This is a genomic window from Rudanella paleaurantiibacter (assembly GCF_009184635.1).
In the GTDB taxonomy this organism is placed as follows: domain Bacteria; phylum Bacteroidota; class Bacteroidia; order Cytophagales; family Spirosomataceae; genus Rudanella; species Rudanella paleaurantiibacter.
This window is the reverse complement of the sequence record NZ_WELI01000009.1, coordinates 1-21626: the sequence shown is the minus strand read 5'-3', so window position 1 is coordinate 21626 and position 21626 is coordinate 1. Positions and strand designations below refer to the sequence as shown.

The window sequence follows — 21626 nt, the reverse complement described above, 5'->3', positions numbered from 1 at the left end:
GGGTCGGGTAAACGTACCGACAATAGGGCCAACAATCGAAGCCGGGCGTTTGGTTTCCGGCCGGGCTGTACAGACGTAACTAGTATTCCGTTTGTGGGGTTGACTCGGGTTTATTCGTTCCGCAGACTGTCAACGGGGTTTTGCAGGGCTGCTTTGAGGCTCTGAACACTAACCGTAAGTAAGCCAATGCCAACGGCCATGAGCCCGGCAACCCCAAACACCCACCAGTCAACTGATATTCGGTATGCAAAACCTTGCAGCCATTGGGTGGTAGCGTACCATGCCAGGGGCGAAGCTACCAGCAGAGCCACCAGAATGAGTTTGAGAAAGTCGGTGGAGAGCAGGCGCATGATGCTCAATACCGATGCGCCCAGTACTTTTCGGACGCCTATCTCCTTGGTGCGTTGTTCGGCTGTAAACATAGCCAGTCCAAACAGGCCCATGCATGAAATCAGGATGGCAATAATCGTGGCTACGTTAACAAGCTGAGCTGTTTTGGCTTCTTTTTCGTAAAGCTGGGCAATGGAATCATCGAGAAACGTATAGCTGAATGCATGGTCGGGATAAACGGTTTGCCACACACGCTCAATTTCGGCCAGCGTGGTTTGAATCTCCTGAGCCGATTTACCCTGGCTGACTAATTTTACGCCCAAATTGCCAGCCTGTCGGGGCATGTACCCGATAAATACCGGCCCTACTTTTTCGTGTAGCGATTGCTCATGAAAATCGGCCACGACACCCACGATCGGATAACTTCGCCCCTGGAGTTCTACGTTTTGGCCGACGGCGTCGGTGGGTTTCGGGAAGCCAAGCGCCAGGGCGTAGGTTTCGTTGATAACAATCTCCCGCAGCGAGTCGCTACGGAGGTAGTTACGGCCAGCGAGCAGTTTCAGCTGGTACATCGGAATAAAGTTTTCGTCGCCCGCCTTGATTGACACATCCATCTCGACATCTTTTTTACCCCGATACTTCAGATTGGCCACCATGTAGCTGCTACCCATGGGCGGAAACCACTCCCGCGTAACCAATTGAACATCGGTAAGCTGCCGGAGCTTCTCGGCCAGAATATCGGCTTTGCCCAGTTGAGCAGTATGCAACGACACCACCGCGTCGGTTGAGAAACCAAGTTCTTTGTTGCGCATAAACGCCAGCTGGCGCCCAATAAATAACGTGCCGATGATGAACAGCAACGATACCGTAAACTGAAACACAATGAGGCTTTTGCGGAAATACCCTTTCAGCCCTCCGGCTGACGCTATGGGCCCTTTGAGCGATCGGGCAGGTTGGTACGACGCCAGTACCCACGACGGATAGAAGCCAGCCAGCAGGGCTGTAATCCCCGTTAGTAGAAGCAGAAAGAGGGCGGTTTCCGGAGTGAGCCCATCGTATCGGACACCGGCCGGAATAAACGCGTTGAACTCGGTCAGTACAGGCTGCACCAGTAGTTGAGCCAGTAGCACGGCCCCGATGGTCAGCAGGAGTGTCTCGCTCATAAACTGAGTGAGTAGCGATGCCCGGCTGCTGCCCAGCACTTTACGGATACCCACCTCCTGCGCCCGGCTCATTGATTGAGCTGTGCTTAGGTTTATGAAGTTGATGGCCGCAATGAGCAGGATAAACAGCGCAACACCCATGAGCCCATAGAGAGTTGGGAGGTGAGCCTTTCGCGCGTAATTGTCATTGTACGCTTCGTTGAAATGCAGGTCGGCTAAGGGCTGGAGAGCAGGGGTGAATACAAACGGACCTTTGTAGTGCTGGCGGCTAAATTTGCTAAATGCACTCGACAACTGGGCCGGGGTTACGCCCGGTTGCAACTTCACAAACGCCTGCGACGAAGACCAGATATCGTCCCACTGATCCAGATTGATCGACTGTTTAAGCAAGTTACTCCCCCGAATGCTGCGCAATGAGATGAAGTCTGTGAATGTGAGATCGGTGGGCGTGGCCCAGTCCTGCACAACGCCCGACACCGTAACCCGTAAAGAATCCCAGTAGATGACCTGTTTGCCCAGGTATTGGTGCGGGGGCAAATCGCCGAAATACTTCCGCGCTTTCTGAGCCGATAAAACAAGCGTAAGGGGCTCATTGAGTGCGGTTTTAGGGTTTCCGGCCAGCCATTGGTAGCTGAACAGGTCGAAATACTGCGGGTCAGTTACGATGATTTCGGCGGGGTCGACTCCGCGTTTGCGTGCTTCGAACCGTTGGGGTTTTCCGGTGCCGTTCGGGATAAGTACATCTGATTCAATGTTGTGGAAAGCAGCTACCGTTTCAATCCCGACAATCTCCTGGCGAACGCCCTCTGGAACGGCATTGGGCACAAAACCGGCCGGGCGTTTTTCGGGCGGATTGCCAAATTGGGTTTCGCCCACCAGCCGGTAAATACGCTCGTGGTCAGCGTGAAAGGTATCGTAGCTCAGTTCGTGCCGGGTAATCAAATAGATGGTCAGGCAGGTTGTAACACCGATCGTAAGCCCGAACAGGTTAATCAGCGTGCTGACCCGGTGCTTGACCAGGTTACGAAAAGCAATTTTCAGGTAGTTGCGAAGCATAGCGGGATACAGGTTTACAACGGCCCGGTAGGTACAAATGCTTTGCCAAACGTCGCAAAGCCGGTTTTCGGCCCACTTTGGCCCTCGTACTGGGGCGTGTTGTCCGAAAGCGTACACTTTTTGTCCGAACCTGAACAGCCGTTTCGTGTACGGGGTACGACAATGCCCACTGACTTGTAACTTCGCGCCAGCTTCGACCAACTGGTCTTTTTCGATTCAACATGACGCGCGGGCAACCGCGCTACGTACACATGGCCTTACAAACAACAGTAAAAATTTCAAACGTAACCAACCTCAGCGATGCCCGGTACTGCGCCGGTATGGGCGTTGATATGCTCGGATTCTCGATGGACGAAAGCTCTCCCGATTATGTGGACCCTGCGCGCTTCAACGAAATCCGGGGTTGGCTGGCCGGTGTTCAGATTGTAGGCGAAACGGCCGAGATCGATCAGGAGCGCATTCGGGAGCACCTGGAAACGTACGGGCCCGACATGCTGCAGGTTGATGAACCCGCTTTGCTACCCGCCCTCTCGTTGTTGGGTAAGCCGCTCATTCTGCGCCTGAACCTGGTAGACCTCACGCTCGACCAGCTCGACGCTCTGATCGACTCCAATCCCGTTGATGCCGATTACATTCTGCTCGAAAGTGGAGCCCCGTTGCACCTGGACGACGATATAAGTCTGGCCATCGGACGATTGGCCAGCCGACACGCCGTTTTGCTGGGCGTTGGTATTACGGCCGAAACGGTGCACAACCGACTGGCGCAGTGGCCCATCAAAGGCATTGCCCTCACGGGTGGCCCCGAAGACCGGCCCGGAAGCCGCGAGTTCGGGGAACTGATGGATATTCTGGAATCAATCGAGATAGATTAGAAGGTACTATGTATTACCTACTATCAGTAAAATAAAGCATTCATCATAGCCCGTATCCACTCTTACGAATCGCGTTGTTGGCAATCGAGTCGTGGTCTACTTTTACATCAGTTTCAACCACGAAAACAAACAAATACAATGGAAACTCGACTCGAACGATTGCGCGATGAAGCCATGTTAGGCGGGGTGGCTGCTGGTATAGCCCGCTACTTTAACATCGACCGGACGTTGGTACGGGTGCTGTTTCTAATCGGATTATTCATTCCCCATTTTCCGGCCGTCATCGTTTATATTATCTTGTGGGTAGTGTTGCCCGAACGTCGGTTCGGGGTACTCCAGGAGCCAATTTTGTATTCTAATCCAACTTTTTCTACCATGAATCCGTACAACCCAAGTAACCCCGACCGCTCGCAGGGGAGCCTCATCTTTGGCGTTATCCTGATCGTTTTAGGGGTCCTGTTCTTACTCGACCGCTGGTTCGATATTGATCTCGGCGATCTGTGGCCGCTGGTACTCATTGCCGTCGGGGTCTGGTTACTGTTTAAAGACCGGATCTCAAACCGGAACGACCCATTCAACCGGAACAACGATCCGTATAACACCAACAATCCATCCTAAATGACGTTGAGCACCGGACGTTAGCCAACCGACTGTATCTCACGGATGCGTCGACAGGCTAACGTCCGTCTGTTTAATGTTCCCTTCAACTATGAACCGAGGACTTTTCTGGGGTATATTCTTCATCACGATCGGCCTGCTCTTTCTGGGGCGTAACTTAGGCTGGCTGGCCATCGACTGGGAAACGATCCGTAATCTCTGGCCCTTATTGCTTATTCTGGCAGGCATTAACATGATTCTGGAACGGCGCGGCAATCAGGCGGCTGTTGTTTCTACGGTATTGCTGGCGGTAGCCTTGCCCGTTGCCCTGTTTAGTTTTGTGGGCCGTAATCGGCACTGGAACAACGACGAAAACCGGTGGGAGTACCGCCATCGTGACCACGACAACCACGAGGATGAGCAGGCTGATGTTGATATCAATATTGACTCTGACGAGGACGATGAACGCGAAACGAGCGTTGCCAACTTCGTAGAGTCGATGGATGGCGAAACACCCGAAGCCGTGCTGAAATTTGGCGGGGGAGCCGGGCAGTTTTCCATTGAGGAAACGACGAGTAATCTGATCGAAGCCGAGGCCCGGCAAACGGTTGGTACCTACAAAATGCTCGTGGAGCGTGACCCTACCACCCGCATCCCAACTATCGAGCTGAAACCCAACGAAGGCAAAGCCGAACTGAAAGAAGGCAAACTGGCCAACCGGGTTGAGGTGAAGCTCAACAGCCGCCCGCAGTGGACTATGGACCTGGCCTTGGGGGCCGGCGAAGGTGATTTTGACCTGAGTGCGTTTAGTGTAAAAAATCTGAAAGTGCAGGCCGGGGCTGCCGACGTGGAACTGAAACTGGGCGACCGTGCCGATCTGACTTCGGTTGATCTATCGGCGGGTGTGGCTTCGGTGGTGGTCCGTGTACCCGAAGGTGTAGGTTGCCGGGTCGAGAAGCAGGGCGGGCTAAACGTGAATCAGCTCGAAGGGTTTGTGGAGGTCAGCGATCGGCTGATGCAAACTTCGAACTACGAAAGCGCTGCCAAGAAAATCAACATTGTATTCAACGGCGGTATCTCCCGCTTTAAGGTGGAGCGGTACTAACCCGAACAAACCCATCTGGACAAATAAAAAAATCCCGGCCGCAAGAGGGGCCGGGATTTTTGCTCTCTTTCCATAGTCTTGATCCAACGATTCCGGGTCGTGATCAGAAGTACTTACGAAGAAGAGAGTCGGGCGGATTTTGCCAGACGATAATTTTTTTCAAAAAAAGACGAATTGTATTCGTCCGTACGTTTAGTCTTTGTTCAGTCGCTTCAACAGCATTTGGTTGAACGACCGTTCGGCGTTTTGAAGCTCAGCCAGTTGAGCCGGTGAAATCACTTTCAGAAAACGCGGCATGTACTCCTGGTCAAGGTCCGCAATTTTTTGTTTAGCGTTGTTGCTTTCGCGCAGGTTGTTCAGAACATCCTGCTCCGATAGGCCCTGCTGCACCGAACGGGTGTTCAGCTGCCGAACTTTCTGGTTCAGTTCCCGCTTCCGGGCGCTGTATTCGTTGTAAATCGGCCAAAACTGCGGAGCCTGCTCGGGGGTCAGGTTAATGCGGTTGGTTATGTGGCCGATCTTCGCTGACTCAATTTTCTGTCGTCCATCGTCCTGGGCCTGGACGGTGCTGACCGCTGGTAACAATGTCATCATCATCAGCCAGCCCATTACTACGTGTTTCATATCTCAGGTGTATTTATAAAATCATTTAGGAGTTTACGTTTGCCATATCTTCAGCTACCACGTCGAGGTCAATCTCTTCCTGAATTACTTCCGGGTTGACGTCCTGAAGCTGCGTTTCGATGGCTTCGGAATCAAACGATTGCTGAATCGGGGTGTAGTCAGCCAGGTCCATGGAGCTAACGCCCTGTTCGTCAAGGTAATTCGTGATGGCCGTATTGCTGACGTCAGCGAGGCTCTCCTGTCCGAGGGAGTCTTGCCGGGCGGGCCAGGTCACCCAAACCAACGCTGCTACCAAGCCAGCACCCGCCAACGAAGCCACCGACCGTTGCCACGACCAGTTTATCGACCAACCGTGCTGTTTCGTTACGACCCGTTCCTGAATCTGGTGCGGGAGGGCATCAAAATAGCCGTCGGGCACGCCGAGGTTGGTAGCCTCAATCGGGTGCTTTCGGAGCGGATGTCCCGCATCAAGTTCATCGAGCCGTATGTATCGTTTCTCATTCATAGCGTGTTGTGGACCGATATTTTACGTATTGGACAGACAGGTACGGCAGGGGTTTAATCATTGTTTAGAAAATCCTCAATTTTCTTCACGGCCAGGTGGTATGATGCTTTCAATGCACCTACCGACGTGCCCGTGATGGCAGCAATATCCTCGTATTTCATGTCGTCGAAGTACTTCATGTTAAACACGAGTCGCTGTTTATCAGGCAATTTTAATAAAGCTTTCTGAAGTTTCAACTGAACCTCATCGCCACTGATGTCGCCCCCGGAGGTGGTGAAGTCCGAATTTTCTTCCAATTTCTCCATCAGCTCGCCCTCCACATCGCCAATAGGCAGGAAGAAGCGCCGACGTTTTTTATTCAGGAAGTTCAAACACTCGTTGGTAGCAATGCGGTAAATCCACGTATACAACTGACTATCACCCCGAAACTGTTCCAGACTCGACCACACTTTGATGAACGTTTCCTGCGTAAGGTCGTTGGCATCATCGTGGTCAATCACCATCTTCCGGATATGCCAATAGATTTTCTGCTGGTACTTACGCACCATCAGGTTAAAGGCATAATTCCGGCTCGACGGATCGCGAAATTTTTCTAACAGTTCCTGGTCAGTCATAGGGAGGTTAGTTTGCAGTTTACGGTTTAGAGTTTACAGTTGCGCGAAGCGGTTAATATGCGCCAGCACACTGTAAACTCTAAACCGTAAACTGTAAACTCATTTTCTTGACATTGCCTTTTTGGCGGCTTCCACAATTTTGTCTGCCGTGAGGCCGTACTTGATCATCAGCTGATCGGGCGTGCCGCTTTCGCCAAAGGTATCGTGTACGCCAATCATTTCGAGCGGAGCCGGGAGGTTACGTGCCAGCACCTGCGCCACGCTGTCGCCCAGACCGCCGTTGAGCATGTGCTCTTCGGCTGACACTGCGCAACCTGTTTTCTTCACCGATTCGAGAATAGCCTCCTCGTCGAGGGGCTTAATCGTGTGAATATTGATAATGTCGGCTTCGATGCCTTCTTCGGCCAGCATTTCGCCTGCCTTGATGGCCTCCCATACCAAATGGCCCGTTGCGAAAATCGAAACGGCTGTTCCTTCGTTCACATGCCACGCTTTCCCGATCACGAACTTCTGATCGGCCGGAGTGAAAATAGGCACAACCGGACGTCCGAAACGCAGGTAAACGGGGCCATCGTGCTCGGCAATGGCCAGGGTAGCGGCCTTGGTCTGGTTAAAGTCGCAGGGGTTAATAACAGTCATGTTGGGCAGCATTTTCATCATGCCCAGGTCTTCCAGAATCTGGTGTGTGGCTCCGTCTTCGCCCAGGGTCAGGCCAGCGTGCGAAGCACAGATTTTAACGTTCTTGTTAGAATAGCACACCGACTGCCGAATCTGGTCGTACACCCGGCCCGTAGCGAAATTGGCAAACGTGGTGGCAAACGGAATTTTACCGCCAATGGTAAGGCCCGCTGAAACCCCAATCATGTTGGCCTCGGCAATACCGCACTGAATGTACCGGTCGGGGAAATCCTTGATAAAGTTTTCGAGCTTAAGCGAACCCGCCAAATCGGCCGTGAGGGCCACCACGTTGGGGTTGGTTTTGCCCAGCTCATAAATGCCCGCGCCGAAGCCCGAACGGGTGTCTTTCTTTTCGGTGTATTCGTATTTTTTCATGATTGTGTTCTGATCAATAGTCCGACATACCCGCCGTGAGCGGCAACTGATTGAGGGCCGTAACAAGTTGCTCGGCATTGGGAGCTACGCCGTGCCATTTGTGGCTACCCATCATGTAATCGACGCCGTAGCCCATTTCGGTATGCATCAGAATGAGGGTTGGCACATCGGGGTCCTGGCGTGATTCTTTGAGCTTGGTTACTACTTCGGCCATGTTGTTGCCCTCCATATGCTCCACGTGCCAGCCGAAAGCTTCGTACTTGGCTCCCAGGTCGCGGTTGTTCATCACCAGCGAAGTAGGCCCGTCGATCTGTTGTCCGTTGAGGTCGATTACGGCTGTCAGGTTGCCCAGTTTGTGGTGGGGGGCAAACATGGCGCCTTCCCAAACCTGACCCTCCTGCTGCTCACCGTCGCCCATAAGTACGTACACGTGGTTGGGATCGCCGTTGAGTTTCTTGGCCAAAGCCGCCCCGCAGGCTACCGACAGGCCCTGTCCCAGCGAACCCGACGCAATGCGTACACCCGGCAGGTGCTCAGCCGTAGTGGGGTGGCCCTGCAAGCGGCTGTCCAGCTTCCGGAAGGTGCTCAGCTCCGAAATCGGGAAGTAGCCCCGGCGCGCCAGTACAGAGTAAAAGAGCGGAGAAATATGACCGTTCGACAGGAAGAAAACGTCTTCGTCGCGGGCGTCCATATCAAATACTACCTGCCCACCATCGTCGGTTTTCAGGTTCATCACCTCAAAATAGAGGGCAACCATAAAATCGGTGCAGCCTAATGAGCCGCCGGGGTGGCCGGAGTTAACCGCGTTCACCATCCGTACAATGTCGCGCCGAACGGCAGTAGCGACGTGTTCGAGTTGTTGTATTTCCATAGTTTTCAAGTCTACAGTTTTCGGTTTACTGTTTTCAGTTCACGAAGCCCTTTTATTTAAGCGTCAGTTCCTGTAAGCTGTAAGCCAGACACTGTAAACTATTTTAAAATTTGATCTGTGTGCTTCTTTGTATCTACTTTGTCGATGATGTCGGTAATAAGGCCGTTTTCGTCGATCAGGAATGTGGTGCGTACGGTACCCATGTATTTACGGCCGTACATCGATTTTTCCTGCCACACGCCGTACGCTTCAACTACCTGCTTATTGGTATCGGCAATGAGTGAAAACGGTAACTCATACTTACCAATAAACTTCTGGTGCGACTTCTCCCCGTCGATACTCACGCCTAGTACTTCGTAGCCAGCGGCCCGTAATTGGGCGTAGTTGTCGCGGAGGTTACAGGCCTGAGCCGTACAACCCGAGGTGTCGTCTTTGGGGTAAAAGTACAAAACAACTTTTTTGCCCCGATAATCAGATAATTTTAGGGGGTGGCCGTTCTGGTCGGTCGTCTCGAAATCGGGAGCCGGATCGCCGGGCTTCAGTTTGGTCATGGTGGTTTTGTTTACAAGTTGGGGTTAACGTCGGCGTTTTTTACGGGCGGTTGGCTTGGCTTTAGGCTTGGCCTTCGGTTTCGGAACCGACACCACGCCTTGTACGGAGGTGACGTTACCCGCGTTGTCGGTCACTTCGAGGAGTACTTCGGCCCCGTCGGGGAAAGGTTCCTGGGCGTTTAGCTTATCCGACCATAGCAGGGCTCGTTTGTAGTCGTACTGCATCAGCAGCCACTGCCCGTCGACCATCGCCCGGAACGACCGGATGCCCGACCGGTCGTCGGTAATGCGGGCCGAGATACCGTTGGGTTGCAGCGACAGAAGCTGTGCCTGCGGGGGCGTAGCGTCGGTGAGCAGCTGAAACCGTCCCAACTCCCGGGTTTTGAATGATAGCTTGTTTTTTTGCCAGCTCCCGCCCACGTACCGTTCACGGCCCACTTTATCAACGAGGTACGCCTTAGTGCGGGCTGTATCGGCCACACCGGCTGTATTCCAGACCACGCCCAGCGGCTCGTTGAGCGGAATCGTGTTCTGGTTAATCTCCAATCCTCCGCCGGGCAACGACCGCACAGCCAGATAGAGTGTGTCGAACAGGGTTTTAGCGCCAAAATTCAGGCTCACGGTGCCGTCTTCATAGGTCTCGTCACGGCCGGGGGTTACCCGTTTCTTGAGGTTAGTTGCCACGCGTCCGGCCCCGACCATAACGGCCTCAGGCAGGTGCGTGTTGAGGTCGATCAGGTATACAGCCGCGTTGTTGTGTACGTAGCTGGCTGGCTGTTCGGTTACGTTCTTACCTTCAAACAAACGGGCGGCTGGTGGCAGGGAGTCGGGTAGGTTCCGAATGGCCAGCTTAAGTACGTTTTGGTCCGTAGTAATCGTGGCTGCTTCGGCCTGGTTGGAAGGCTTCAGGCGCAGGGGGAGGTTGCTAGCCGACGAATCGGGTTGTACCGTAAAGCGCAATACCGCCGAGTTCTGGTACGAATCGAATAGGGTTACGGTTACGTCGTGGGGCTTGCCATCCATGAGCGGCAACCGACCGCGCCGGGCCTGAATATGGGGCTGATCGGTATGGTACAAAGACAGCTGATTGCCGTCGGCTACGTAACACCGGTGATACCGTTGCCCGAAGAGCCGCTCGGTTTCATAGTCCATGTGGACGTTGATGAAGCGGGTTTCTTCGTGCGGAAACGAGTCCATGTTATACGTAAACATCTCGCGCCCGTCGAGCTTCACCTCCACGCAGTTGATACCATTGCGGTAGGGTGAGCCTGTTGTTTTGTCGTAGGCGAGAATTTCGAGGCCAATCAGGCCCGCAGCCGTGATAGATTGATTCAGGCCATACGAACCATCGGCCCGCCGAACCGGTGCAAAACTTTGCCGCGCGTACTCGCCGTTGAGCCTTGAGCCGGGGGTCAGCGTGCGCAGGGCAATGCGTTCGAAATAGGGGGGGACTTCGTCGCGTAGTTCGCGGAAGTTATACAGCAGTGGGTTGATGAGGTTGTCGCGTTCGTCGCGAATCTCGAAGTGCAGGTGCGGCCCCCCCGAACCGCCAGTATTCCCCGACAGGGCAATGATGTCGCCTTTCCGAACCGGATACTGTCCCGGTGCCGGGCGCAGGTCAATCTCAAACGTTTGTTTGCGGTATTGTTCGGTGCGGAGGTAGGTGCCGAGGGTGTCGTTGAGTGTTTTGAGGTGCCCGTACACGGTGGTCATCCCGTTGGGGTGCTTCAGAAAAATAACGTTGCCGTACCCACCCGTAAACACGGCAATGCGCGACACGTACCCGTCGGCAGCAGCGTACACGGGTAGGCCCTCGCGGCCGCCCGTGCGGATGTCAAGACCGGCATGGAAGTGATTGGCCCGGAGGTCGCCCATGCCGCCGGAGAGCGAGTTTTGCCCCCCCGGCTGTATCGGAAACATAAAATAACCGGGCACAACTACCTGTCGGACAGGTGGTCGCCCATTCGGGGCTGGTTTGGGTGTCTGACCAGAAGCCAGAAGACCTGTACCAAGGCTGGCAATCGACAAAAAGAAAAGGGCAATTCGATTCTTCAAAACAGTACGAGCTTATTTCACCCCAATTTCAAGGAGCTTACGGTCTTCAATATAGGCCGTGAGGGTATCGCCTACCTGAACCGGACCTACGCCTTTGGGCGTCCCCGTAAACAGAATGTCGCCTTTCTGAAGCAGAAAATACCGCGACACAAACGAGATGAGGTAATCAATCTTGAACAACATCAGACTGGTGTTGCCCTGCTGCCGGGTTTCGCCGTTTATGTCGAGCCGGAAATTAATGTTGTTCAGGTCGGCAAAGTCGGTTTTAGGAACAAACGGCGAGATTGGAGCCGAGCCGTTGAAGGCTTTGGCCAGTTCCCAGGGCAGCCCTTTGGCTTTCAGTTTGCTCTGCACATCGCGGGCCGTGAAGTCAATCCCGATCCCGATTTCATCGTAGTATTTATGGGCAAACTTGGCGTCAATGTTTTTGCCAACCCGGTTGATCTTTACCAGAATCTCAACCTCGTGGTGTACGTCGTTGGAGAAGTCGGGGTAGAAAAAGGGCTCGTTTTTCAGGGGAACGGCCGTTTCGGGCTTCAGAAAAATCACAGGATCATCGGGTTGCTCATTGTTCAGCTCCCGAATGTGTTCGGCGTAGTTACGCCCCACGCAGATAATTTTCATACTCGACCTGGGCAGTGGCCGATAGGCCAGCCTCTTAAACGTTTAGATGCGTCACAAATCTAAGGAGTATCTATGGGCCGACCGAACCTCATTCTAAAAAAGCTGAACAAATCGGGGTTCTGGACTGCTTTTGTACCATAGGGATTTACTCAACCAGACACGAACGATGAAAAAAGTAATGATGATGACGTTGGCCCTCGCCCTGGCGATTGGTTGCCAGCGCGTACCCCTTTCGGGCCGTAAGCAACTCCTGCTGGTTCCGAATAGCGAACTCCTTCCACTCAGCTTCAGTAATTACCGGGGGGTACTGGATACCAGCCGGGTAATCCGCTCCGGCAACGATGCCCAGATGATTCAGCGTGTGGGCAACCGGCTGCGTACCGCTATGGAAAGTTACCTGCGGGCCAACAATTTTGCCGACCGGCTCGAAGGGTTTCAGTGGGAGTTTACCCTTATTCAGAGTCCGCAGGTAAACGCCTGGTGTATGCCCGGCGGAAAGGTGGCCTTTTACACGGGCATTTTGCCTTATACCCAAAACGAAGCCGGAGTGGCTACCGTGATGGGGCACGAGATTTCGCACGCCATTGCCGAACATGGTAATGAGCGCATGAGCGAGAGCCTGATTGCCAGTAACCTGTTACAGGGCGGTCAGTTGGCTCTGGGGGCCGTGGCCCAGTCGCGACCGCAACAAACGAGTGCTATGTTATTACAGGCGGCTGGGGCCGTGCTACCGATTGCCTATCAGGTGGGACGGGCGTTGCCGCACAGCCGGAAACAGGAGCTGGAGGCCGATAAACTAGGTCTGATTTTTATGGCGATGGCGGGCTATAACCCCAATGAAGCGGTTGGGTTCTGGACTCGAATGGCCCGCGCCGGTAGCGGTCAGAAACCCCCTGAGTTTTTGTCGACGCACCCATCTGACTCTCGCCGGATTCGGGATATTCAGAATCAAATCCCCGATGCTATGAAGTACTATCGCCAAACGGCCCGCCGGTAGAGCACTGAACAAAAAACCGGGCAAGCGGCCTCGCTTGCCCGGTTTTTTGTCCGCTCGGATTACCCAACCCAAACTTTAATCTGCCCCTGGAGGGCGTCGCCCGGTTCGAGTACCGAAAGCCCCTCGTTGTTGTTGAAGGCGTTGACATTGGCTGTCAGTGGTTCAATGGCAATATGGTCGCGTCGGCCGGGTGTGTACACCACAAGATACGGAAAAGCCGCGTCTTGCCAAACGTGCAGGGACAGTTGCTGCCGGGGCGAATGCAACACCGTAGTAACACCCTCAGGCTTCGATAGTACCCGGAACGCATTGTCCAGATTCCGGTCGCGCAGGGCCAGAATGCCCTGACCCTCAAACGGTGATCGGCCGGTCGGTAACAGGTTCTCGTCGAGGTGAATCAGTTCGCTCACGGGCATGTCGATGGTCAGCGCATCGGTTTCTTCACCGTTCAGACTAAAATACGGGTGCCACCCGAACGAAGCCGGGCAGCGCGTATCTCCGGTGTTGAGCGCCGAAAAATCGAGAGTCAATGTGCACGACTGGTTAGGCTGATCGGCCGGGGGCGGGGTCAGAATGTACGAAACGGTTAGTGAAAACGGAAACGGATACCCTTTGATTGGTTCGGCGTTAGTGTAGCGTACCGTCAGTTGGGCTTTCTCGTCGGATATGTCCTGCCCGATCACTTCAAACGGTTGGGGGTGTACCAACCCATGAATGGCATTGTCGCGGGCGGTCTCGTTCATGGGGAGGGCGTACTCTTCGCCCTCAAACCGGTAAATGCCGTGCCGAATCCGGCTCGGGAACGGGTACAGCAACGCACTCGCGTAGGTTTCGTCGGTAAAGAGGGCCTGTGGCGAGTCGGGGGCGCGCAGCACATTGATGAGCAGCGATTTGGGCCCCAAAACCAGTTGCCGCAGAATGCCGCCATAAGCCGGCAGTATGGAAAAGCCTTCGCCTGTTTCGGTGTATTTGACGAAGTATTCGAGGATGGGCTCACTTGTTTCGGCAGTGGGTAAAACGCCAAAAGGCTGAGCGTCGATAGAAAATAGCATATCAGATCGGCGGTAAAATCGGTACAGAGGATGTACAAAGGCTACCCAAAAGTAAGCCGGGTTGTTTATGTTTTTTACCGTTCAGACCTACATTTCGCCTTCGACGCCCAGCCCAAAGAGGGCAAAATCGTACCGAACCGGATCGGCCGGGTCGAGTTGGCGCAGGGTTTCGGTGAGGGCAACGGCCGTGTTCCAGTCGGGCGAAGCCGTGCCGGTGCCTCGTTGGGGGAGGAGACCAAGCAGGTGGGCAACGCGGTCTACGTGTACATCAATCGGGATTACAAGCTGATCGGGGCGAATACGAGTCCAAATCCCAAAGTCGACCCCGTTATGGTCGCGCCGGACCATCCAGCGCAGAAACATCAGCAGCCGTTTGCACGATGAGTTGCGGGCCGGTGTGGCAATATGCTTGCGGGTGCGCGGACTGAAATGGGGCAGGCTGCAAAACCGGTCGTGGAAGTGTTCGAGATGCCGCCGGACCGTGGTGTCGTCGGTTGCTCCACCGGGCGGTAGAAACGCATCTTCGAGCGACTCATGCTGTTGGTAGTAGGTCTGGAAAAACGACAGAAAATACGCGGTGTCGGTGAAGTTAAACGTGCGGTGTTTGAAAGCCGCAAACCGCGCCAGATCGCGCTCGTCGTAGTTGCGCACAAAGTCGTACGGAGCGCCGTCCATCAGGTCAATGAGTTGGGCGGCTTTTTTCAGAATCACCGGCCGTTGACCCCAGGCCAGAATAGCCGCCCAGAAGCCCATGATCTCAATGTCTTGCTGCAACCGAAACCGATGGGGAATACTGACGGGGTCTTTGGCAATAAAAGAAGGCCGATTGTACTGATCGGCCTTGACGTTCAACAAATCGATAATGTCGGGGCTCATCGGCTTTTTCCTCCGCTGACAATCCAGGCTACTCCGCGCGAAATGGCCGAAAAGAAGGCCAGAATCCCGGAAAACACGGTTGTAAACACGGCTACAAACGGGTAGCCAATCGTAAACATAACGCTGAATACTTTATAACCCGGCGTGGCTTTCATCCGCTCATCGCGCAACCGGTGCCGCCGGGCAATACGCTCTTCTTTTGAATTCATCGTTCGTTGGGTTTATAGTTTTTAGTTCATGGTTTTTGGTGGTTAACTCAGACCTAGGCGAGATTCTCGCCCCACTTCCACCCATAAACGATAAACCAAAAACCGTAAACTATAAACTTTTTTAAGGCACCATATAACTCACCTCAGCCCGAAAACTCTGATTGTTGGGCGAAAGTTTCGAAAAGGCTTTTGACGATAACTTGATCAGCACCCGCTCATTGACACCCGTGTTAGGCAGCCGACCAATTACTTTCACCCACAGGCTTTGGTTGCTGATGTCGTTGCGAACCTGCACCAGTGAGCCAATGGGCGCAGTGCGGTGCAGGGCGAGGTATTTGTTCGACGAATCGTCGGAGTCGATGCGCTCTGCCATCCCGATTTCGGCCATTCGGCGGCCCTTAGCGGGCAGGTTGTTGCCCGACTCACCGGGTCGGATGGGGCGCTCCTCGGCCGGGCGGGTGGGGGCTTCTGGTTTCGACTCGGCCTTGGCTAACTCTTTCTTGGGCGCTTCGGCCTTTGGCTCGGGGGCTTTGGCAGCCGGTTCGGTTTTAGCCACCTCGGCGTTTGCCGGCCGACTGGCGTTGCGGGCGGCAAACCCTTTTTCCGACACAATCAGGGTTTGGCCCAACTGAATATTATCGGAGGTCAGGTTGTTCCACCGACGCAGGTCTGCCATAAGTACCTGATACTTAACGGCGAGGCTGTAAAGCGTTTGGCCCGGTTCCACCACGTGGGTATCGGCCGCTTTGCGTGTCTCGGTTTCTTTGGTTTCGGGTTTTGCCGTTTTGGTTTCTGATTTGGCCACCGGTTCGGTTGGCTTCATCAGTTGCTCGTTGTCTTTGTCGGTTTTACGGGCCGCTTTTTCTTCACGTCGGGCCGCCCGTTCGGCCGCTCGCTCTTCGCGTCGGCTCAGTTCGGGCAAGGGAATACGCACCACCTGGTTGTATTGGAGCGCATCTTTCATGTCGGGATTAGCCGATTTAATCACATCTACGGAGGTGTTGTACCGGCGGGCAATCGCGTATAGTGTTTGCCCCTGATTAACCCGGTGCAGCAAAAATCGCTTGCCGTCGCGCTTCTCAACGCCAATCGAGTCGATGGTAGTGGGAGTGGTGGGGCGGAGGGGGAAATCAGAGAGTGAAGCTGCCTGAATTCCACCGGGCAACAGCAAACCCAGGGTTGCAAAGGCAAGTAGGGATTTCATGGGTAAGTAACGTTCAAAAAGCGCGTAGACGTACCCCATTGGGCATGTCCTTGCGTAAAATTATGGTTTCCGGGGGTTATTTCAAATCCAATCAGCCCGTACAATTCCGTATGTTTACAGCCATGAAGATTCTCGGACTCATTCCGGCCCGCTACGCATCTACACGTTTTCCGGCGAAGGCGTTGGCCGATATTAACGGTAAAAGTATGATTCAGCGGGTCGTGGAGCAGGCCCGTCAGACGGCTTCACTGAGCCGGGTGGTGGTCGCTACCGATGACGAACGCATCCGGGCGCACGTGGCCGATTTTGGGGGTGAAGTGGTTATGACCAGTACGCACCACCAGAGTGGCACCGACCGGTGTCAGGAGGCCCTCACGGCGCTGGGGGAATCGTTCGATTATGTGGTGAATATTCAGGGCGATGAGCCGTTTATTCAGCCCCAACAGATTGAGCTGCTGACATCGGTACTCGACGGCACCACCGAACTGGCGACGTTGGTGAAGGCCATCACCGATGCCCACACGCTTTTTAACCCCAATTCGCCCAAGGTGGTAGTGAGTCAGACGGGTGAGGCCCTGTATTTCAGCCGCCAGCCGATTCCGTATCAGCGCGACCGTACCACCGAGGAGTGGCTACGGCATCATACGTACTACAAACACATTGGTCTGTACGCGTACCGTACCGACGTGCTGGCGCAGATTACCCAACTGACGCCCTCGGCACTTGAGCGGGCCGAAGCCCTGGAACAACTCCGATGGCTCGAAAACGGCTACCGAATCCGGGTGGTCACCACCGAACTGGAGAGTTATGGTATTGACACGCCGGAGGATATTCAAGTGGCAGTAATGAGTGGCAGTAAGCAGTAGCAGTAGGCAGTGGCAGTAAGCAGTAGCTGACGCAAGAGTACTGTCCACTCATTACTGCTTACTGCCACTGCCCACTGCCACGCATTACTGCCTACTGCCTACTGCCCACTGCTACTGCCCACTAAAAATGTTCCGTTACGCACCTACGCCTTCCGGATTTTTACATATTGGCAATGGCGTCAATTTTGTCTTGACGTATCTCTGGGCACAGGCGTTGGCGGCCCCTATTCTGTTGCGCATTGACGACCTGGATGCCGACCGAAAGCGCCCCGAATACGTCGACGATGTGTTTTTTACCCTCGACTGGCTTGGTTTACGTTACGACGTAGGCCCCACCGGTCCCGACGATTTTGAGCGGCATTGGTCGCAGCGGCACCGTCTGCCGTTGTACCACCAACTGTTGACCCGGCTGGTTCGGCGGGGCGTGGTGTACGCGTCTGACTTCTCGCGTCAGCAAATTCGCAGTCTGGGTGAGGCCGAGGCTACCCGACTTATGCGGGCGCAAAATTTGTCGCTCCGTACACCCGGTGTGCCCTGGCGCGTGCGGGTACCCGACGGCCTGCCCTTTTCAGATTTTGTCGTACGTCGGCGCGATGGCATCCCGGCCTATCAGGTAGCATCGCTCACCGACGATTGCCATTTCGGCGTTACCCACATCGTTCGGGGCGAAGACCTCCGCGAGTCGACCGCTATTCAGTTGTTTCTGGCAACGCTACTCAACGACGACCGATTCGCCCGAACGACCATCTGGCACCACCCGTTACTGACCGATTCGAGTGGCCAAAAACTAGCAAAATCGGCGGGGAGTACCTCGCTCCGGGCCCTGCGTGAGTCGGGTAGGGGACCTGTTTTGGTGTACCAAACTGCCGCCCGGTTGCTTGGATTTTCTGCCGAAAATGTGGGGTCACTTACTGATTTACAGGAGGTTTGTGCGTCAGTTTGGGCGCGTTTGGAGCCGGGTGTCAACTCATAAAAAACCTTAAATAGACCCGGCGGATGGGATGCCTAAACACTCCCTTCCGTTAGTAGGTTAAGCAAGAACCGGCCGGGTCGGTCGTTCTTACTCATGAACCAGCCCCCGTCATGGGGCTATTTGACTACGAAACCATACAGTTATGCAGCAATATTCCATCCTTTGGGCCGACGACGAAATCGATCTGCTCAAGCCACACATCATGTTTCTCAAAAACAAGGGCTACACAGTGACGCCCGTAAATAGCGGGGCCGATGCGCTGGAGCAGGTGGAACAGGAGAAGTATGATCTGGTTTTACTCGACGAAATGATGCCCGGCATGACCGGCCTCGAAACGCTTGCTCAAATCAAACAGATGCGGCCCAATATGCCCGTGGTAATGATTACCAAGAGCGAGGAAGAGCACATCATGGAGGAGGCCATCGGGTCGAAGATTGCCGATTACCTTATCAAGCCTATCAACCCGAATCAGTTGTTGTTGTCGCTCAAAAAGAACCTCGACAATAAGCGGCTTGTGACCGAGCGGACCAACATCGGTTATCAGCAGGATTTTCGGAACATTTCGATGCAGTACAACGACCGCATCGGACACGAAGAATGGGCTGAAATCTATAAAAAGCTTATTTTCTGGGAGCTAGAACTCGATGGTGCTCAGGACAAAAGCATGGGCGAGGTGCTCAATATGCAGAAAAGCGAAGCCAACTCGAATTTCTGTAAATTCATTGAAGAGAATTACGAAGACTGGCTCAACGACCCCAAAATCGATAAGCCGCTCATGTCGCATCAACTGATGCGGAAAAAGGTGTTCCCGCTTGTAGAAGCTGACACGTCGTCGACTAAACCGCTCTTCTTTCTGCTTATCGACAACCTGCGGTACGATCAATGGAAAGTAATTGAGCCGATTCTGACGGATTATTTTACAGTCGAAGAAGAGTCATCGTATTATTCGATTCTCCCCACTACTACGGCCTTTGCCCGCAACGCCATTTTTTCGGGTATGATGCCGAGCGAAATGGAGAAGCAACACCCCGACCTGTGGGTCAATGATGATAACGACGAGGAGGGCCTCAATAACCACGAAGAGGAGTTTCTACGTCGGCAGCTCGATAAGAGCCGCCTGAACGTGAAGATGTCGTACAACAAGATTCTGAATATTAACCAGGGCAAGGCACTCGTTGATAACGTGAGCAACCTGATGCAGAATCCGCTGAACGTGATTGTCTACAACTTTGTGGACATGCTTAGCCATGCCCGTACCGACATGGCCATGATTAAGGAACTGGCCCCCGACGAGGCCGCGTACCGATCCATCACCCGGTCGTGGATTCAGCACTCACCTTTGCTTGAGTTGTTGCGCAAGATTGCCGATAAAGGCGGTCGCCTGATTGTAACTACCGACCACGGGATGATTCGGGTGCAGAAACCGGCCAAGATTGTGGGGTATCGCGAAACCAATACCAACCTGCGGTACAAGCAGGGCAAAAACCTCGGCTTCGATGATAACCACCTGTTTGTGGCCCGTAAGCCGGAGCGGTTATTCCTGCCGAAGCCCAACGTATCGACGGCCTACGTCTTTACCATGGAAGATTACTTCTTCGCGTACCCGAATAACTACAACTACTACGTGAACTACTACCGCGATACGTTCCAGCACGGGGGCGTTTCGCTGGAAGAAATGGTGGTGCCGTTTGTGTATTTACAGGCTAAGTAAAGCACTGCGAAAACATAAAATGGAGAAAGCGGAAGAGACAGGCGCCACACCTGTCTCTTCCGCTTTCTCCATTTTTACATCAGTCCGTTTACCTCAAAACCGGGTTCCGGGGGGGACTTCTTCTACATTCCCCTCGCCAACACGCAGGGTGCGGGCGGGGTAGCGGGTAAGGAGCTCGTAATTGTGGGTAGCCATCAGAATAGCGGTTCCGGCGTTGTTGATGGCCCGGAATACCTGCATGATCTGGTCCGAAACGGCCGGGTCGAGGTTACCCGTCGGCTCGTCGGCAATCAGAATCTGTGGCTCGTTGAGCATGGCGCGGGCAATGACCACCCGTTGCTGCTCTCCCCCTGAGAGCTGATGAGGCATTTTACGCTGTGCTGTTCCCAGCCCCACCTGCATGAGTACCTCCGAAATACGGTCGGTCATTTTTTTCTTGTCGGTCCAGCCCGTTGCTTTCAGCACAAAGCGCAGGTTTTCTTCCACATTGCGGTCGAAGAAAAGCTGAAAATCCTGAAACACGATACCGATTTTCCGGCGCAGAAACGGAATCTGCTTCTTGTCGATCCGGTGTAGGGGTGTACCGGCTACGTTCCCCTGTCCGCTCTGTAGTTTCAGGTCGGCGTAGAGCGTTTTAAGCAGGGAGGTTTTTCCACTGCCTGTCCGGCCGATCAGATACACGAATTCGCCTTTCTGAATCGAGAAACTAATGTCGCCCAGAATCAGCTTCGTATCCTGAAAAATGTCGGCTCTTTCGAGCATCAGAACGGGTTCGGTGCTGAACATAGAGAAAGTTTACGGTTTACAGTTTACGGTTTATAGTTCACAGTATCTAACGGGAATCACGTTGCCATCAGCATTAACTGTAAACTATAAACCGTAAACCGAAAACTTATTTGTTTGCTGCCTTCTTGTTGTCTTCCAGAAACTTGGCGAGGCCAATATCGGTAAGAGGGTGGTTGAGCAGGGCTTTGATGACGCTCAACGGGCCCGTCATCACGTCGGCACCAATTTCGGCGCACTGAATCAGGTGCATCGGGTGCCGTACCGAAGCCGCCAACACCTCAGTGGTGTAGCCGTAATTGCGGTAGATACCCACAATTTGCTCGATCAGCGCGATGCCATCAGTTGAAATATCGTCGAGCCGACCCACGAACGGCGATACGTACGAAGCCCCGGCTTTGGCCGCCAGCAATGCCTGACCAGCCGAGAAAACAAGCGTACAGTTGGTGCGGATTCCTTTTTCGGAGAAGTACTTAATCGCTTTAACGCCGTCTTTGATCATCGGCACTTTCACCACGATATTCTCGTCGAGTTCGGCCAATTCTTCGCCTTCGCGAATCATTTCGTCAAACGTTGTCGCAATAACTTCGGCGCTTACGTCGCCCTCTACAATATCGCAAATTTGCTTGTAGTGACGCAGTACATTGTCTTTGCCGGTGATACCTTCTTTGGCCATGAGCGACGGATTGGTGGTTACACCGTCGAGGATACCCATGTCCTGCGCTTCACGAATTTCGGCCAGATTTGCCGTATCGATGAAAAATTTCATAGAGTCAGTCTGATTTTGTACAAAAATAAAGGAATGTGCTTAGAGTGTGTGGACAATTAGGATAAACTTACCCAATCCTACGATCTTTGTGGCATGAGACGCTATGAGATCACCGAGCAGGAATGGACTAAAATCACCCCTCTTCTACCAGGACAGGCAGGCTCAG

22 protein-coding genes are annotated in these 21626 nt (G+C 53.7%); 7 read left to right on the top strand and 15 right to left on the bottom strand.

Going from position 1 to position 21626, the window contains the following annotated elements; genetic code table 11:
• Positions 1–110 precede the first annotated feature (110 nt).
• On the bottom strand, positions 111–2549 hold the full coding sequence (locus F5984_RS19085; RefSeq protein ID WP_152125827.1) for an ABC transporter permease: 2439 nt from the start codon (positions 2547–2549) through the stop codon (positions 111–113).
• Positions 2550–2800: 251 nt separating this feature from the next.
• Between F5984_RS19085 and F5984_RS19080 the strand changes: the two genes are divergently transcribed.
• From F5984_RS19080 to F5984_RS19070, 3 genes are all read left to right on the top strand, one after another.
• Positions 2801–3421: a beta/alpha barrel domain-containing protein gene (locus F5984_RS19080; RefSeq protein WP_185155572.1), complete on the top strand. Its 621-nt coding sequence runs from the start codon at positions 2801–2803 to the stop codon at positions 3419–3421.
• A 138-nt stretch (positions 3422–3559) separates the two neighbouring features.
• Positions 3560–4039, top strand: a complete 480-nt coding sequence (locus F5984_RS19075) for a PspC domain-containing protein (protein ID WP_152125825.1) — start codon at positions 3560–3562, stop codon at positions 4037–4039.
• 91 nt (positions 4040–4130) lie between these two features.
• The gene (locus F5984_RS19070) at positions 4131–5123 is read left to right on the top strand and encodes a LiaI-LiaF-like domain-containing protein (RefSeq protein WP_152125824.1); all 993 of its coding nucleotides are present in this window, start codon (positions 4131–4133) and stop codon (positions 5121–5123) included.
• 192 nt (positions 5124–5315) lie between these two features.
• On the opposite strand, the gene F5984_RS19065 is transcribed toward F5984_RS19070, so the two are convergent.
• From F5984_RS19065 to F5984_RS19030, 8 genes are all read right to left on the bottom strand, one after another.
• Entirely contained in the window at positions 5316–5747 is a 432-nt protein-coding gene (locus F5984_RS19065) for a hypothetical protein (protein ID WP_152125823.1), read from the bottom strand.
• 25 nt (positions 5748–5772) lie between these two features.
• On the bottom strand, positions 5773–6252 hold the full coding sequence (locus F5984_RS19060) for a hypothetical protein (RefSeq protein ID WP_152125822.1): 480 nt from the start codon (positions 6250–6252) through the stop codon (positions 5773–5775).
• Positions 6253–6305: 53 nt separating this feature from the next.
• On the bottom strand, positions 6306–6866 hold the full coding sequence (locus F5984_RS19055) for an RNA polymerase sigma factor (protein ID WP_152125821.1): 561 nt from the start codon (positions 6864–6866) through the stop codon (positions 6306–6308).
• 99 nt (positions 6867–6965) lie between these two features.
• The gene (locus tag F5984_RS19050; protein WP_152125820.1) at positions 6966–7919 is read right to left on the bottom strand and encodes a transketolase family protein; all 954 of its coding nucleotides are present in this window, start codon (positions 7917–7919) and stop codon (positions 6966–6968) included.
• A gap of 13 nt (positions 7920–7932) precedes the next feature.
• The gene (locus F5984_RS19045) at positions 7933–8799 is read right to left on the bottom strand and encodes a transketolase (RefSeq protein ID WP_262884514.1); all 867 of its coding nucleotides are present in this window, start codon (positions 8797–8799) and stop codon (positions 7933–7935) included.
• 89 nt (positions 8800–8888) lie between these two features.
• Positions 8889–9341 (bottom strand): thioredoxin-dependent thiol peroxidase, encoded by a 453-nt coding sequence (gene bcp, locus F5984_RS19040; protein ID WP_152125818.1) that lies wholly within the window; start codon positions 9339–9341, stop codon positions 8889–8891.
• A 24-nt stretch (positions 9342–9365) separates the two neighbouring features.
• Positions 9366–11396 carry a M23 family metallopeptidase gene (locus tag F5984_RS19035; RefSeq protein WP_152125817.1) on the bottom strand — a complete coding sequence of 677 codons (2031 nt, stop codon included), beginning with the start codon at positions 11394–11396 and terminating at the stop codon, positions 9366–9368.
• 12 nt (positions 11397–11408) lie between these two features.
• Positions 11409–12020: a fumarylacetoacetate hydrolase family protein gene (locus tag F5984_RS19030; protein ID WP_152125816.1), complete on the bottom strand. Its 612-nt coding sequence runs from the start codon at positions 12018–12020 to the stop codon at positions 11409–11411.
• A 166-nt stretch (positions 12021–12186) separates the two neighbouring features.
• On the opposite strand from F5984_RS19030, the gene F5984_RS19025 reads away from it, so the two are divergent.
• Positions 12187–13017 (top strand): M48 family metallopeptidase, encoded by an 831-nt coding sequence (locus F5984_RS19025; RefSeq protein WP_152125815.1) that lies wholly within the window; start codon positions 12187–12189, stop codon positions 13015–13017.
• Positions 13018–13076: 59 nt separating this feature from the next.
• Here F5984_RS19025 and F5984_RS19020 read toward each other — a convergent pair whose 3' ends face one another.
• The 4 genes from F5984_RS19020 to F5984_RS19005 form a co-directional block, all read right to left on the bottom strand.
• Positions 13077–14069, bottom strand: a complete 993-nt coding sequence (locus F5984_RS19020; protein WP_152125814.1) for an aldose 1-epimerase — start codon at positions 14067–14069, stop codon at positions 13077–13079.
• A gap of 87 nt (positions 14070–14156) precedes the next feature.
• A complete protein-coding gene (locus F5984_RS19015) occupies positions 14157–14945 on the bottom strand; it encodes a TIGR02757 family protein (protein WP_152125813.1) in 789 nt (262 codons plus the stop codon).
• Positions 14942–15154, bottom strand: coding sequence for a hypothetical protein (locus tag F5984_RS19010; protein WP_152125812.1), 213 nt, complete (start codon positions 15152–15154; stop codon positions 14942–14944). The genes F5984_RS19015 and F5984_RS19010 overlap by 4 nt, the downstream gene beginning before the upstream one ends.
• A 121-nt stretch (positions 15155–15275) precedes the next feature.
• On the bottom strand, positions 15276–16358 hold the full coding sequence (locus F5984_RS19005) for a septal ring lytic transglycosylase RlpA family protein (RefSeq protein ID WP_152125811.1): 1083 nt from the start codon (positions 16356–16358) through the stop codon (positions 15276–15278).
• A gap of 122 nt (positions 16359–16480) precedes the next feature.
• Between F5984_RS19005 and kdsB the strand changes: the two genes are divergently transcribed.
• From kdsB to porX, 3 genes are all read left to right on the top strand, one after another.
• The gene (gene kdsB, locus F5984_RS19000) at positions 16481–17224 is read left to right on the top strand and encodes a 3-deoxy-manno-octulosonate cytidylyltransferase (RefSeq protein ID WP_185155571.1); all 744 of its coding nucleotides are present in this window, start codon (positions 16481–16483) and stop codon (positions 17222–17224) included.
• Positions 17225–17351: 127 nt separating this feature from the next.
• On the top strand, positions 17352–18197 hold the full coding sequence (locus F5984_RS18995; RefSeq protein WP_152125809.1) for a glutamate--tRNA ligase family protein: 846 nt from the start codon (positions 17352–17354) through the stop codon (positions 18195–18197).
• 142 nt (positions 18198–18339) lie between these two features.
• The gene (gene porX / locus F5984_RS18990) at positions 18340–19908 is read left to right on the top strand and encodes a T9SS response regulator signal transducer PorX (protein ID WP_152125808.1); all 1569 of its coding nucleotides are present in this window, start codon (positions 18340–18342) and stop codon (positions 19906–19908) included.
• Positions 19909–20001: 93 nt separating this feature from the next.
• Here porX and F5984_RS18985 read toward each other — a convergent pair whose 3' ends face one another.
• Together F5984_RS18985 and fsa are read right to left on the bottom strand one after the other, a co-directional pair.
• A complete protein-coding gene (locus F5984_RS18985; RefSeq protein ID WP_152125807.1) occupies positions 20002–20694 on the bottom strand; it encodes a cell division ATP-binding protein FtsE in 693 nt (230 codons plus the stop codon).
• Positions 20695–20800: 106 nt separating this feature from the next.
• Positions 20801–21460, bottom strand: a complete 660-nt coding sequence (gene fsa, locus F5984_RS18980) for a fructose-6-phosphate aldolase (protein WP_019986922.1) — start codon at positions 21458–21460, stop codon at positions 20801–20803.
• Positions 21461–21626 lie beyond the last annotated feature (166 nt).

What these genes read in the sequence shown, in the direction of transcription:
- F5984_RS19085 (WP_152125827.1), bottom strand. Translation starts at nt 2,549, where the DNA reads ATGCTTCGCAACTACCTGAAAATTGCTTTTCGTAACCTGGTCAAGCAC.
- F5984_RS19080 (WP_185155572.1), top strand. Translation starts at nt 2,801, where the DNA reads ATGGCCTTACAAACAACAGTAAAAATTTCAAACGTAACCAACCTCAGC.
- F5984_RS19075 (WP_152125825.1), top strand. Translation starts at nt 3,560, where the DNA reads ATGGAAACTCGACTCGAACGATTGCGCGATGAAGCCATGTTAGGCGGG.
- F5984_RS19070 (WP_152125824.1), top strand. Translation starts at nt 4,131, where the DNA reads ATGAACCGAGGACTTTTCTGGGGTATATTCTTCATCACGATCGGCCTG.
- F5984_RS19065 (WP_152125823.1), bottom strand. Translation starts at nt 5,747, where the DNA reads ATGAAACACGTAGTAATGGGCTGGCTGATGATGATGACATTGTTACCA.
- F5984_RS19060 (WP_152125822.1), bottom strand. Translation starts at nt 6,252, where the DNA reads ATGAATGAGAAACGATACATACGGCTCGATGAACTTGATGCGGGACAT.
- F5984_RS19055 (WP_152125821.1), bottom strand. Translation starts at nt 6,866, where the DNA reads ATGACTGACCAGGAACTGTTAGAAAAATTTCGCGATCCGTCGAGCCGG.
- F5984_RS19050 (WP_152125820.1), bottom strand. Translation starts at nt 7,919, where the DNA reads ATGAAAAAATACGAATACACCGAAAAGAAAGACACCCGTTCGGGCTTC.
- bcp (WP_152125818.1), bottom strand. Translation starts at nt 9,341, where the DNA reads ATGACCAAACTGAAGCCCGGCGATCCGGCTCCCGATTTCGAGACGACC.
- F5984_RS19030 (WP_152125816.1), bottom strand. Translation starts at nt 12,020, where the DNA reads ATGAAAATTATCTGCGTGGGGCGTAACTACGCCGAACACATTCGGGAG.
- F5984_RS19025 (WP_152125815.1), top strand. Translation starts at nt 12,187, where the DNA reads ATGAAAAAAGTAATGATGATGACGTTGGCCCTCGCCCTGGCGATTGGT.
- F5984_RS19020 (WP_152125814.1), bottom strand. Translation starts at nt 14,069, where the DNA reads ATGCTATTTTCTATCGACGCTCAGCCTTTTGGCGTTTTACCCACTGCC.
- F5984_RS19015 (WP_152125813.1), bottom strand. Translation starts at nt 14,945, where the DNA reads ATGAGCCCCGACATTATCGATTTGTTGAACGTCAAGGCCGATCAGTAC.
- F5984_RS19010 (WP_152125812.1), bottom strand. Translation starts at nt 15,154, where the DNA reads ATGAATTCAAAAGAAGAGCGTATTGCCCGGCGGCACCGGTTGCGCGAT.
- F5984_RS19005 (WP_152125811.1), bottom strand. Translation starts at nt 16,358, where the DNA reads ATGAAATCCCTACTTGCCTTTGCAACCCTGGGTTTGCTGTTGCCCGGT.
- kdsB (WP_185155571.1), top strand. Translation starts at nt 16,481, where the DNA reads ATGAAGATTCTCGGACTCATTCCGGCCCGCTACGCATCTACACGTTTT.
- F5984_RS18995 (WP_152125809.1), top strand. Translation starts at nt 17,352, where the DNA reads ATGTTCCGTTACGCACCTACGCCTTCCGGATTTTTACATATTGGCAAT.
- porX (WP_152125808.1), top strand. Translation starts at nt 18,340, where the DNA reads ATGCAGCAATATTCCATCCTTTGGGCCGACGACGAAATCGATCTGCTC.
- F5984_RS18985 (WP_152125807.1), bottom strand. Translation starts at nt 20,694, where the DNA reads ATGTTCAGCACCGAACCCGTTCTGATGCTCGAAAGAGCCGACATTTTT.
- fsa (WP_019986922.1), bottom strand. Translation starts at nt 21,460, where the DNA reads ATGAAATTTTTCATCGATACGGCAAATCTGGCCGAAATTCGTGAAGCG.